This is a genomic window from Niallia sp. FSL R7-0648, assembly GCF_038007005.1.
Lineage (GTDB): Bacteria > Bacillota > Bacilli > Bacillales > Cytobacillaceae > Niallia > Niallia circulans.
The window spans coordinates 2,560,033-2,571,961 of the sequence record NZ_JBBOWE010000001.1; the positions used below are offsets into that span (position 1 = coordinate 2,560,033).

At 35.8% G+C, this 11,929-nt stretch carries 13 protein-coding genes; all 13 read right to left on the reverse strand.

What is annotated here, in order from left to right; all coding sequences use genetic code 11:
• Positions 1-5: 5 nt before the first annotated feature.
• The 13 genes from ahrC to spoIIIAF all read right to left on the reverse strand — a co-directional run bounded on the left by ahrC (position 6) and on the right by spoIIIAF (position 11,925).
• A complete protein-coding gene (gene ahrC / locus NSQ89_RS12485; RefSeq protein ID WP_047941121.1) occupies positions 6-455 on the reverse strand; it encodes a transcriptional regulator AhrC/ArgR in 450 nt (149 codons plus the stop codon).
• Positions 456-747: 292 nt separating this feature from the next.
• Positions 748-1,578: a TlyA family RNA methyltransferase gene (locus NSQ89_RS12490; protein WP_341132685.1), complete on the reverse strand. Its 831-nt coding sequence runs from the start codon at positions 1,576-1,578 to the stop codon at positions 748-750.
• A 7-nt stretch (positions 1,579-1,585) separates the two neighbouring features.
• Positions 1,586-3,478, reverse strand: coding sequence for a 1-deoxy-D-xylulose-5-phosphate synthase (gene dxs / locus NSQ89_RS12495; RefSeq protein WP_341132686.1), 1,893 nt, complete (start codon positions 3,476-3,478; stop codon positions 1,586-1,588).
• Between the two features lie 436 nt (positions 3,479-3,914).
• Positions 3,915-4,808 (reverse strand): polyprenyl synthetase family protein, encoded by an 894-nt coding sequence (locus NSQ89_RS12500; RefSeq protein ID WP_061798448.1) that lies wholly within the window; start codon positions 4,806-4,808, stop codon positions 3,915-3,917.
• A gap of 3 nt (positions 4,809-4,811) precedes the next feature.
• Positions 4,812-5,051 (reverse strand): exodeoxyribonuclease VII small subunit, encoded by a 240-nt coding sequence (xseB, locus tag NSQ89_RS12505; protein WP_047941124.1) that lies wholly within the window; start codon positions 5,049-5,051, stop codon positions 4,812-4,814.
• A gap of 2 nt (positions 5,052-5,053) precedes the next feature.
• Positions 5,054-6,400, reverse strand: a complete 1,347-nt coding sequence (gene xseA, locus NSQ89_RS12510; protein WP_341132687.1) for an exodeoxyribonuclease VII large subunit — start codon at positions 6,398-6,400, stop codon at positions 5,054-5,056.
• Between the two features lie 192 nt (positions 6,401-6,592).
• A complete protein-coding gene (gene nusB / locus NSQ89_RS12515; RefSeq protein WP_047941126.1) occupies positions 6,593-6,985 on the reverse strand; it encodes a transcription antitermination factor NusB in 393 nt (130 codons plus the stop codon).
• A gap of 273 nt (positions 6,986-7,258) precedes the next feature.
• On the reverse strand, positions 7,259-7,666 hold the full coding sequence (locus NSQ89_RS12520) for an Asp23/Gls24 family envelope stress response protein (RefSeq protein WP_047941127.1): 408 nt from the start codon (positions 7,664-7,666) through the stop codon (positions 7,259-7,261).
• Positions 7,667-7,681: 15 nt separating this feature from the next.
• The gene (accC, locus tag NSQ89_RS12525) at positions 7,682-9,040 is read right to left on the reverse strand and encodes an acetyl-CoA carboxylase biotin carboxylase subunit (protein ID WP_047941128.1); all 1,359 of its coding nucleotides are present in this window, start codon (positions 9,038-9,040) and stop codon (positions 7,682-7,684) included.
• Between the two features lie 17 nt (positions 9,041-9,057).
• Positions 9,058-9,531, reverse strand: coding sequence for an acetyl-CoA carboxylase biotin carboxyl carrier protein (gene accB, locus NSQ89_RS12530; RefSeq protein ID WP_341132688.1), 474 nt, complete (start codon positions 9,529-9,531; stop codon positions 9,058-9,060).
• Between the two features lie 547 nt (positions 9,532-10,078).
• The gene (locus NSQ89_RS12535; protein WP_341132689.1) at positions 10,079-10,633 is read right to left on the reverse strand and encodes a SpoIIIAH-like family protein; all 555 of its coding nucleotides are present in this window, start codon (positions 10,631-10,633) and stop codon (positions 10,079-10,081) included.
• 13 nt (positions 10,634-10,646) lie between these two features.
• A complete protein-coding gene (gene spoIIIAG, locus NSQ89_RS12540; protein WP_341132690.1) occupies positions 10,647-11,300 on the reverse strand; it encodes a stage III sporulation protein AG in 654 nt (217 codons plus the stop codon).
• Complete coding sequence (spoIIIAF, locus tag NSQ89_RS12545; protein WP_061798454.1) at positions 11,293-11,925, reverse strand: stage III sporulation protein AF; 633 nt, start codon at positions 11,923-11,925, stop codon at positions 11,293-11,295. Before spoIIIAF ends, spoIIIAG begins: the two co-directional genes overlap by 8 nt.
• Between the last annotated feature and the right edge of the window lie 4 nt (positions 11,926-11,929).

Sequence of the window (11,929 nt, forward strand, 5' to 3'; positions counted from 1 at the left end):
CCAAATTAAAGCATATCAAGAAAACGATCACTAATTTTCTTGCCATCATCTGCAGTGCGACAAATAATTAGACAAGTATCATCTCCACAAATCGTTCCTAATATTTCATCCCAATCAAGATTATCAATTAATGCTCCGATCGCTTGTGCATTCCCTGGCAGTGATTTTAGGACAAGCAAATTTTCAGCTGAATCGATTTTCACAAAGGAATCCATTAACATTCTTTTTAATTTTTGTAATGGATTAAAGCGCTGATCAGCTGGTAAGCTATATTTATATCTGCCATCCTGAAGTGGCACTTTCACTAAATGCAGCTCTTTAATATCTCTTGATACAGTAGCTTGTGTTACATTATATCCAGCACTTTTCAGTTCATCTACTAATTCGTCTTGTGTTTCGATATCATTATTCGTAATGATTTCTCTTATTTTTATATGCCTCTGGCCCTTATTCATATATTCCATCCTTTATCATTGGTTATCATTTTTATTCCATATGTATCACTTTTTATTAAAAGTATTTGTTCCTTATCATACGTTCATTCGATTTTTTTAGACAATCTTCCTTTTATCTATTTTACCGTGTTTGTTCGTCTTTTTACAAGAACAAAGAAAACAAATTACATCTCCGCTCTATCTTTATTCATGATAGACAAACCAAAAAGGGTCAGCCTGCATGGAGAACCTTTCTATTAGCATCCCACGTTACTAATAGTTCTCTTGCTGCAGTCAAACCCTTTTACATAGCTTATTCTTCCGTTTCTTTTTTTGCTTTCAATTCGGAATGTGCCGCTTCTACCGTCTCTTTTATTTGAAAATAATGCGTTTTTTCCTCTGCACGCTCATCCCAATAGAGGTGGAGTAAAAATTCAATATTTCCATCTCCGCCTGTAATTGGTGAAAATGATAGGTTTTTAACAATATATCCTTCTTCTATAGAAAAAGCTATAATTTTCTCTAAAACGGACTCATGGACTTTACGGTCTCTGACAATCCCTTTTTTCCCAACTTGTTCTCTTCCAGCTTCAAATTGCGGCTTCACTAAAGCAATAACATCACTGCCGGATACTAATAGTGTCTTTAAAACTGGTAAAATTAGCTTTAGCGAAATAAAAGAAACATCAATTGAAGCAATATTCGGCATCTCACCTTTTAAATCGATAGGAGTTACATAACGAAAGTTGGTTCTTTCCATGACAATCACACGTTCATCTTGTCTAAGCTTCCACGCTAATTGATTATAGCCTACATCTAATGCATAAGATTGTTTTGCACCATTTTGCAGGGCACAATCCGTAAATCCTCCTGTCGAGGAGCCAATATCAAGTAAGACTTTATCTTTCATATCGACATCAAATATTTTAAGTGCCTTTTCAAGCTTTAAGCCACCTCTTGACACATATTGAAGTGTCTTTCCTTTAACAGATAACTTAGAATCTGTATTTATTTTTTCACCGGGTTTATCTAGTCTATTCTCTTCACAGTAGACAATCCCAGCCATTACAGCTCTTTTTGCCTTTTCCCTTGTTTCGAATAAACCTTGCTCAACTAATAATACATCAATTCTTTCTTTCTTCATGAATGCTCTAAGCCCTCTTTTGTTTTTTTCTAGCAATGGCTGAAATTCTTTTTACAACTTCCTCTTTTGTTAAATTTATTTCTTCTAATAATGAATTTACATCTCCATGTTCAATAAATTCATCTGGAATTCCCATGCGATCTATTACATTTGCTCCAAAACCATGGTCATGGGCATATTCGATACAATAACTTCCAAATCCGCCTTGCAGTACTGCTTCTTCAATCGTTAAAATTGGTATTTGCTTTTTCAATAAGTCACAAAGCATTTTCTCGTCTAACGGCTTAATGAATCTCGCATTTACCACTTTAACATGAATCCCTTGTAATTCAAGCTGGCTGGCTGCTTCCATTGCCATTTCAATCGTTGTTCCAAATGTAAGAATTGCAGCATCAGAACCTTCTCTTAATACTTCCCATGTACCAATTGGAATCGTCTTTAATGTAGAATCAAGCTCCACACCAACCCCATTTCCCCGCGGAAATCTCATCGCAATTGGGCCATCATTGTACTGGATAGCCGTATTTACCATGTGCTGCCCTTCATTTTCATCCTTTGGCATCATTAAAACCAAGTTTGGCATATGACGTAAAAACGCAATATCATAAATACCTTGATGGGTTTCTCCATCTGCTCCTACTAAGCCGGCACGATCGATGCCAATAAAGACATTTAATTTCTGGCGGCAAACATCATGAAGCATTTGATCATATGCTCTTTGTAAAAATGTCGAATAAATGGCTAAAAACGGCTTCATTTTTTGTGTGGCAAGTCCAGCTGCTAATGTTACAGCATGCTGTTCCGCTATCCCGACATCAAGCATTCGACTAGGAAATTCTTTTGCAAATGATTCCAATTTTGAACCAACTGGCATGGCAGGAGTAACGGCAACGATTCGCTCGTCTTTTCTTGCCAATTTTAACACTGTATCACTCACTAGTTTACTCCATGCAGGTGCAGTGATAGCAGGTTTTACAAAATCTCCTGTCTCAATCTTATAAGGACCTGTTCCATGCCATGTACCGATTTTATCCTTTTCAGCTGGAGAAAATCCTTTGCCTTTTTTCGTAATGACATGCAGTAAAACTGGGCCAGATGTTTTCTTTGCATAGTTTAGCTGTTCAAATAAGTCGTTATAATCATGACCATCTACTGGACCTAAATACGTAAAACCTAACTCTTCGAAAAAAACACCGGAAACTAACAAATATTTAAGACTATCTTTAATTCTTTCAGCAGTTGCAGCCATCTTGCCACCTACGGCAGGAATTTTCTTTAAGAGCATTTCTAGTTCATCTTTTACCCATTGATACTTCCCAGCAGTTCTTAATCTGCCTAATACTTGGTGAAGAGCACCAACATTTGGAGCAATCGACATTTCATTATCATTCAAGATAACAATCATGTTTTTCTTTTCATCGCCAATATGATTTAGTGCCTCGAGAGCCATGCCCCCTGTTAAAGCTCCATCCCCAATAATAGGAATGATGTAGGAATCTTCCTTTTTTAAATCTCTTGCAACAGCCATACCCATTGCAGCAGATAAGGAAGTAGAGCTATGACCTGTTTCCCATACGTCGTGCTCACTTTCATTCATTTTTGGAAAACCACTTAAGCCTTTGTATTGTCTAAGCGTATCGAAATTCTTAGCACGGCCAGTTAATATTTTATGAACATAAGATTGGTGACCTACATCCCAAAGAAATTTATCCTTTGGGCTATCAAAACATTTATGAAGAGCAATGGTTAATTCCACCACTCCTAAGTTCGGACCAATATGGCCGCCAGTTTGAGAAAGTCTATTAATTAAAAAGTGACGGATATCTTCACTAAGGATATTCAGTTCCTCGTTCGATAATCCTTTTAAAAATGCTGGATTTTCTATTGACATTAAATCCATTTGTAACAACTCACTTTCATTCAGTATATAACCAATAAAGCAATGAAAACCACTGATTAATTGGTATATCTTCCTTCCGTTTAACCATTTCTTTTTGTCAAGATTGTATTATATATTAGAATACCTTATTTTTATCAAAAAACCTAATTTATTCGTATTATTAAATATGTATTATACCATTCCTTCACTGATAATAGTAGTAATTCTACATAGTTAGCACACAGAAGACTTTCCGTGCTTAAAAGAAGGATGCCTCAAAGCGGAGCATCACTAGCGCATTTTACAAATTTATCTTTTGAAAAAGCTCTAGTGATGTCAAATATTGAGACACCCTGATATGTGTTATTCGTTATTCTAAATTTTCCTTATATATATTTCGCTTAGTTTTATTATATACCATCTATAAAAAGCTTTTAAACCGTTTAAAGAGGATATTTTAATTATTTCTATAGGCAATTAAATCTGTAATTTCTTCTAATAGAAAGCGATCAAAATTTAAGCCGGCTAGAAGACCTTTAGCCTGTTTAATATGCAGATCCAATTCTCTTTTTGCTCCATCCATAGTTAATATTTTCGGATAGGTGCTTTTGTGGTTATCCATATCGCTGCCAATTGGCTTTCCAATCACTTCTTCATCCCCTTCCAAATCGAGAATGTCATCTCTAATTTGGAAGGCTAAGCCTAGATGATAAGCAAAACGTTTTAATGTTTCTAACTCCGCGTCAGCAGCATCTGCTAATATTGCGCCAATTAAAATACTTACTTCTATTAGCTTTCCTGTTTTATGTAGATGTATATGTTCAAGATCTTTTTGATTTAACGTCTTGCTTTCCCCTTCAATATCGGCAATTTGTCCACCTACCATCCCTTCTGCTCCAGCTGCTTTTGCTAAAAAGCCAATACTAGTAAGAATCTTTTCAGATGGAATATTTTGTTTTGTCATATATGTCATCATTTGAAAACTATATGTAAGAAGTGCATCTCCTGCTAGAATAGCTGTCGCTTCTCCGTAAACTTTATGATTCGTCGGTAAGCCTCTTCGCAGGTCATCATCATCCATACTTGGTAAATCATCATGAATCAAAGAATACGTATGAATCATTTCAATGGCAGCTGCTGGCAGCAAACCTTCAAGTGGATCTTTTCCAAATGCTTGCAGGGTAGCAAATAAAAGCAGCGGCCGGATTCTCTTCCCCCCTGCATTTAGGGAATAGAGCATAGAATCTTTTAAACTGGAAGGAGCATTAAGCTTTTCGACATTTTTCTTTAGTTCTTTTTCCAGTACTTCTTTATAGTTTTTTGTAAATGCTGACAAAGAAATTTTATTCAAGTGTTATTCCTCCTCAGCGATGGAAAAAGGTTGTTTTTTGCCGTTTTCTAGCACTACTTCCGCTAATTGTTCTTCGACATTTTTTAATTTTTCATGACAGTATTTAGAAAGCTCCATTCCTTTTTTATACGTGTTGATAGCCTCTTCTAATGGAACATCTCCTTCTTCTAGTTTTTCAACGATTCGTTCTAATTCTTCCATAGCTTCTTCAAAGGTTGGCTTATTTTCTCGATTAGTTGCCATGTTTATCTCTCCTTTATCTCCATAATTTCTGCCTCTACCGTACCATCAGCCAAGTTTAATTCAATATGCTCCTTAGGCTTAACTTGCTTTATACTAGCTATTAATTTCCCATTTTGATCATATGCTACATTGTAGCCTCTTTCCATTATTTTCAACGGACTTAATGCATCCATCTTTCCTATTGTCGAAAGAAAAGACTGCTTTTTTGCTTGAAGAATAAGCTCCGTATTACGAATCATGTTTTTTTGTAAATTAGCCAAATCTTGTTGGGCCTTCATCACATATTGATGCGGGTGATTCCTTACTAGCTGCTTTTTTATTAATTGATGCTGATTATTCTTTTGCTCAAAAACTCTTTGAACATTACGTATTAATAATTCTGTCTGTTTGTCTAATTGCTCCATTTTTTGATCGTATAAAACTTTAGGATAACGAAAAGCATAGGAACGTTTAATTCTATTTAAACGTAACTTTTGCAATTCTACTTTTTCATTTATCCCTCTTATTAAACGGCTTTGTCTAGACAAAATCCTTTCCACCAGCTCATCGATATGAGGAACAGCGAGCTCTGCTGCACCAGTTGGTGTCGGTGCCCGCATATCTGCAACGAAATCTGCAATGGTAAAGTCTGTCTCATGACCGACAGCAGAAATAATGGGAATTCTGGAAGTGTAAATGGCTCTAGCAACGATTTCTTCGTTAAAAGCCCATAATTCTTCAATGGAACCGCCACCCCTGCCTACTATGAGGACATCAATTGCAGGAGACTCCTGTTCATTCGCCTGTTGAATCGCCTTTACAATAGAAGGAGCCGCTGTTTCACCTTGTACTAACGCGGGGTAAATCTGGATGTTAGCAATCGGATAGCGTCTTTTAATGGTTGTAATAATGTCTCTAATTGCAGCGCCAGTCGGTGAGGTAATAACACCAATTGTTTTCGGATATTTAGGAATTGTCTGTTTATGGTCTGCAAGAAACAATCCTTCTTGTTCCAATTTAGCTTTCAACTGCTCATAAGCTAGATAGAGCTGACCAATTCCATCTGGCTGCATATCAACCACATACATTTGATATTGACCGCTTGATTCGTATACGGTAATACTTGCTTTAATCAGCACCTTCATCCCATTTTCAGGCGTAAACTTCATTTGCTGATTATTCCGGGCAAACATAACTGCTAAAATTCTGGCTTTTTCATCTTTTAAGGTGAAATACATATGCCCACTTGAATGCTGCTTAAAATTGGATATTTCTCCTTTTACCATGACTTGCTGTAAATGAGGATCTGCATCAAATTTTCTTTTTATGTATTTCGTCAAAGCATGTACTGTTAAATACCGTGATTCCATTTATAAAAACTCCTTATACAGGATGGAAAAAGGGGTGTAGTATCATACACCACATCCCTTAATCATTCATGTTTATAGGTTATAGAAGGAAACAATTTAGGATGATAACAAATCTTATTTGCCGATATTGCATAAAAGATTTACATTGTCCACTAATCAGCTTTTTTCATCAAACCAACGTTTCTCTTAATATTACTGATTTTCTTTTATCTTAGATAATAATCCATTAACAAATCTACCAGATTGATCATCACCATAAAGTTTGGCAATCTCCACTGCTTCATCAATCGCAACATTTACAGGTACATCATCTGCTTGTCCATAAATCATTTCATATGTGGCTAGACGTAGAATGTTTCGGTCTACATTTGCAATTCTTTCTAGCGTCCAATTTTCTAAATATTGCTTTATCGTTTCATCAATAGAAACTTGATTATTTAATACCCCATCCACTAATTTTGTAAGGTAGGGATCAGATTTTTCTCCTTCTAATACATGCTCTATTGCTGTTTCTTTGTCTATATCACTAATATCAATTTGAAATAGTGCCTGTAAGGCCTTTTCTCTGGCAGTTCTTCTCTTCATTATTTAAGCTCCTTTAAAATCCTTCCATAGGTTTAAGACAACCTATTTATCTATGCTACATGAATAATAGCATAAATAAAAACAAAACTCTATCTTACGAGAAAAAAACCTATAATTAGTTTACTATTCTGGTCATTCTCACAAAAACAAAGGCTGTCCAGAAAAAACTTATAGAAACTAAGAGGAAGACCTATTAGTTTCTATTTTATTCTTTCCTGTTCAGCCTTTGTTATTTAAAGTCATTCTATGCTAATTTTTAGGAAGTATTATTCCTTACATTTCTTGCTGTAATTCAGGTTCTTGTTTTGCTGTTTCGAACTGAACACCAACAATATGAATATTTACTTCCTCTGTTTCCAACCCAGTCATATTGATTAATGTTTGACGAATATTATCTTGAATCTGCTGAGCAACATGCGGAATAGATACACCAAAATTCATTACGCAAAATACTTCTACTTTTATTCCTTCTTCACTGAGGTCGACTTTTATCCCTTTGTTATGGAGCTTTTTTCCGAACTTTTCCACGACGCCAGTTGCAAAATTGCTTCTCATTTGAGCTACACCTTCTACTTCAGAAGCAGCAATACTTGCGATAACCTCAATTACTTCAGGAGCAATTTCTACTTTTCCTAGACCAGTATACTCTTGGTTCATTTCTAAACTTGTTGTTTCGCTCATTACCTATTCCTCCTTTTAATCTTCTGATTTCATTAAATCATACATTTCTAAAAACTTTGTGTTGAAGTTGCCTGCCACAAACTTTTCATGATTAAGGAGATTTAAGTGAAACGGAATCGTAGTATCGACACCTTCGATTACAAATTCACTCAGTGCTCGTTTCATGCGGGAAATAGCTTCTTGTCTAGTAGATCCATAGGCAATCACTTTCGCAATCATACTATCATAGTACGGTGGGATCGTGTAACCAGGATAAGCAGCTGAATCAATACGTACTCCTAAACCACCTGGCGGTAAATACATCTTAATTTTCCCTGGTGAAGGCATGAAATTTTTCGCAGGATTTTCTGCATTGATACGGCATTCAATTGCCCAGCCAGTAAATGTAACATCTTTTTGATTATGTTCAAGAGGTTTACCTGATGCAACTAGTATTTGTTCTTTAATTAAATCAATACCTGTTACCATTTCTGTTACTGGGTGTTCTACTTGAATCCGCGTATTCATTTCCATGAAGTAAAATGCTTGATTTTGATAATCAAAGATAAATTCAACAGTTCCAGCACCTGTATAATTTACTGCAGCTGCAGCTTTTACAGCAGCATCTCCCATTTTCGCCCGCATTTCTTCGGTTAATACTGGAGATGGTGTTTCTTCCAACAGCTTCTGTAATCTTCGCTGAATCGAGCAATCTCTTTCGCCTAAGTGAATGACATTCCCATAATTATCAGCAAGCACTTGTACCTCTACATGGCGGAAGTCCTCGATATATTTTTCTAAATAAACACCTGCATTACCAAATGCCGTTAATGCTTCTTGCTGGGTAATGTTAATCCCCTTAATCAACTCTTCTTCCGTTTTGGCTACACGGATACCTTTACCGCCGCCACCAGCTGTAGCTTTAATAATTACTGGATATCCTATTTCTTTTGCAAGTTCCATTCCCTCTTCTACATCTTTAATAATGCCTTGGGAACCAGGTACGATTGGCACACCAGCCTGTCGCATTGTTTCTCTTGCAACATCTTTTGTCCCCATTTTATTAATAGCCTCTGGACTAGGTCCTACAAACGTGATTTTGCAATCTCTGCAAAGTTCCGCAAAATCAGCATTCTCTGCTAAAAAACCATATCCAGGATGGATAGCATCACATCCTGTTAAAGTTGCTACACTAATTATGTTTGTAAAGTTTAAATAACTGTCTTTTGAAGCTTTCGGTCCAACACAATATGCTTCATCTGCAATTTGGACATGTAAAGCCTCACGATCAGCTTCTGAGTATATAGCTACCGTTTGAATATCCAGCTCACGACAAGCTCTGATGATACGAACAGCTATTTCTCCTCTATTTGCGATTAATAGTTTTTTTATCATGGATTAACCCCTCTTTGTTACGCCTTTACTAAGAATAATGGTTCCCCGTACTCAACAAGTTCTCCATCTTTTACAAGGATTTCTACAATTTCGCCATCTACTTCTGCTGTAATTTCGTTAAATAATTTCATCGCTTCTACGATACAAACAACAGAATCCTTTGTAACCTTATCCCCCTCTTTAACAAATGCAGGAGAGTCTGGAGAGGCTGATTGATAAAAAGTTCCTACCATTGGAGAAGTAATTTTATGTAAGTTATCATCACTTGATTTTACAGGTGTGTCTGCAACTACACTTTCCACTGCTACTTCTTTTGTTACTTTTACTTCTTCTGGTTGAAATGTTTTTGCCACAACTGGAGCTTGTGCTGCTATTTCCCCCATGTTCTTTTTAATTTCAACTTTCACGCCATCTTGTTCATATAAAAAATTGCTAATAGTCGATTCATCTATTAATTTTATTAGTTCTTTAATTTCTGAAATCTTTAACATATAATTGCACCCCTTAAAACATTCTATTAGGACTAGATACTAATATCATACGATAAGACCTTATGATAATTCAATAAGCATCTTTAAAACATGACTTTTTTGCTACTAAATCTTTTTCCATATTTTTCTCAGAAAGTTAAATCTGCAGGAAATCATCTCTCTTTCTCCCTACTTATCATACCACTATCTTTATAAAATAACTAATCAAAGCTGACCAATTAATCCGAAATCGCTTACTATTATATTTACTTTAAAAAGAGCAAAAATTAATTATCGTGAGGAGGAATGAATAGCAGAAGTTTTCCCCTAATAAGCATTATTTTAAAATTCCTTGCTTATTCCTTTAACGAGGCTGCTGCTCTTTGTACGCTTTACCGAATTTACTCTTCAATAGAGATAAGACTATGTTAGAGGAAATAGTTGTATTCTTCTTCCTGCTGCTTTTAGTTATTTAAAAAACTGTAGTCACTTTCTAGCAGTGAACTACAGTTTTAAACGTACTATTCGCTTTTCCCCTCTTCTTGTCCTTGCTGCTTCACAGCTCTATTTATTTCGGATCAATTTTTACCGCAACATTTGCATTTGGTGCATCCATATTTTTGCGGACTAGCTGAACGATTTCATTGGCAGCATCTGCAGAAAGTTCTTCTGCTTTCACTGTTACTTTTACTGTGCCATTATCAGCAGTCTGAACAAGTACATCTTCATAGTTTTCTGCTTTAATAAGGCTTTCCATTATCTTTTCATTATCTGTCATTTCTTGAAGTTCGTTGATTTTTTCAGTTGCTTCGTTTTTTTCTTCTGCAGTTTTATCTTTAGATCCTTGAATAGTTACTAACTCTTCTTTCATTTTGTCACGTTGTTCCATTAGATCTAGGCGCATTTGTTCAAATACTGCTTCAGAATCAGTAGTAGTAACCGTGCTTTCTCCTTTGCTATCTTTCGCTGCTTCTTCTGCATCATTGCTTTTTTCTTTATTATTATCCTCTGTTGCTGCAAATTCATTTACACGGGATTCCGGTGAAGTAATATAGTATACGGATAACACCACTACCAAGCTTAACATTGTTAACAACCATACCGTTTGCTTTTTTAATAACATCTATTCTTCCCCCTTAGTTTTGTTTAGGTTGTACAGAAACTCTATGACTAGGAACATCCAGCGCCCGAGTAACTGCTTCTACAATCATCGTTTTTACTTTTATATCTCCAGCTCCTTTTGCAACAACGAGAACTCCTGCAATTTTAGGTTTCATCGTCTCCACTACAAGCGGAACTTGTTTATCTCCATTCGGTACTAATACAACTGTTTCTTCATTCGATGTTTCTTCCACATTTCGATTCCCTCCCTGTGTATCCTTTTCTTCTGTTTTCTGGATCGTTTGGGATTGGTTTTTTTCATATACTTTCTTTTCTGATCCTTCTATATTTACATAGACAATTGCGTCTTTAACCCCTGCTATCGCTGATATGGCTTCTTTAATTTCTTTTTTATATTGTTCTTCATAATCAGCAATGGTTAAATTACTACTATTGGCTTTTTGCCCAAATGTCTCTTCCACCTCTTCAGAAGATGCTTCATTATTATAAGCAGCGACTTCTTGAGCTTTATTATTGTCTTTAAAGAACATATTGCTTAACAGCATAATGGCTGCTCCAAATAATACAACGATGACAATATAAGTGGTTTTCCCCTGTTTTTTTTCGTTTCCGTCGCTTGACAGAATATTTTTCAACCAGCTTAATGGCCCTTTGTCCTTTTTATCCATTTTTCCCCTCCTCCCCTCCTTCGTACATAATTACAATTGCATCATTTCGCACTTCCCACTTTTCAGAAAGAAAGGAAATAATACTTTCTGTGTCCATTTGCTTTGTTTCCTTTTTATCAAGAAGAGGTTGCTGTGTATCAATTCGAACAGGGTTTACAGCTTCCACAACATTATTGGGATCCTGGCTTTCCTTCATATGAATAACCATTTCAGTTAGATTTGCAGGAAAGCCACCCTCTTTTTCTTTGTCAATTGATAATTGAATTGAATTAATCTCCATTCCGTAATTTGCTATCAACTCCTCATTTGCATCCTCTTTTAATTGGACAGCCATTTTATTTAATGTATATTCATCAAGTGAGGCTTGTATTTCTCTTTTTTTTAATTCAATGGAATTATTCATATTTTTTTGTTCAGGTTCACCCATGGCACTAGCTGAAAACACTGCTTCAAAGTCACTGGATATCAGCTTAAATACAGGTGTTAAAATGACGGTTATTAAGAGCAGGCCTGCGACCATCTTTGCATATTTCTGAAAGGTAGAGTTAGGCAGTAGCATATCTACGACCGTTGCTAACAAAATAAATAGAATAATATTTGTAACCCATTCTGTAATAAAATTCATTCTT

Bases quoted from the DNA above. Each gene is read 5' to 3' on its own strand.
- accC (WP_047941128.1), bottom strand. From the start codon at position 9,040: ATGATAAAAAAACTATTAATCGCAAATAGAGGAGAAATAGCTGTTCGT.
- accB (WP_341132688.1), bottom strand. From the start codon at position 9,531: ATGTTAAAGATTTCAGAAATTAAAGAACTAATAAAATTAATAGATGAA.
- spoIIIAF (WP_061798454.1), bottom strand. From the start codon at position 11,925: ATGAATTTTATTACAGAATGGGTTACAAATATTATTCTATTTATTTTG.
- spoIIIAG (WP_341132690.1), bottom strand. From the start codon at position 11,300: ATGGATAAAAAGGACAAAGGGCCATTAAGCTGGTTGAAAAATATTCTG.
- xseA (WP_341132687.1), bottom strand. From the start codon at position 6,400: ATGGAATCACGGTATTTAACAGTACATGCTTTGACGAAATACATAAAA.
- nusB (WP_047941126.1), bottom strand. From the start codon at position 6,985: ATGAAGAGAAGAACTGCCAGAGAAAAGGCCTTACAGGCACTATTTCAA.
- NSQ89_RS12490 (WP_341132685.1), bottom strand. From the start codon at position 1,578: ATGAAGAAAGAAAGAATTGATGTATTATTAGTTGAGCAAGGTTTATTC.
- NSQ89_RS12520 (WP_047941127.1), bottom strand. From the start codon at position 7,666: ATGAGCGAAACAACAAGTTTAGAAATGAACCAAGAGTATACTGGTCTA.
- NSQ89_RS12535 (WP_341132689.1), bottom strand. From the start codon at position 10,633: ATGTTATTAAAAAAGCAAACGGTATGGTTGTTAACAATGTTAAGCTTG.
- dxs (WP_341132686.1), bottom strand. From the start codon at position 3,478: ATGGATTTAATGTCAATAGAAAATCCAGCATTTTTAAAAGGATTATCG.
- ahrC (WP_047941121.1), bottom strand. From the start codon at position 455: ATGAATAAGGGCCAGAGGCATATAAAAATAAGAGAAATCATTACGAAT.
- xseB (WP_047941124.1), bottom strand. From the start codon at position 5,051: ATGGCAACTAATCGAGAAAATAAGCCAACCTTTGAAGAAGCTATGGAA.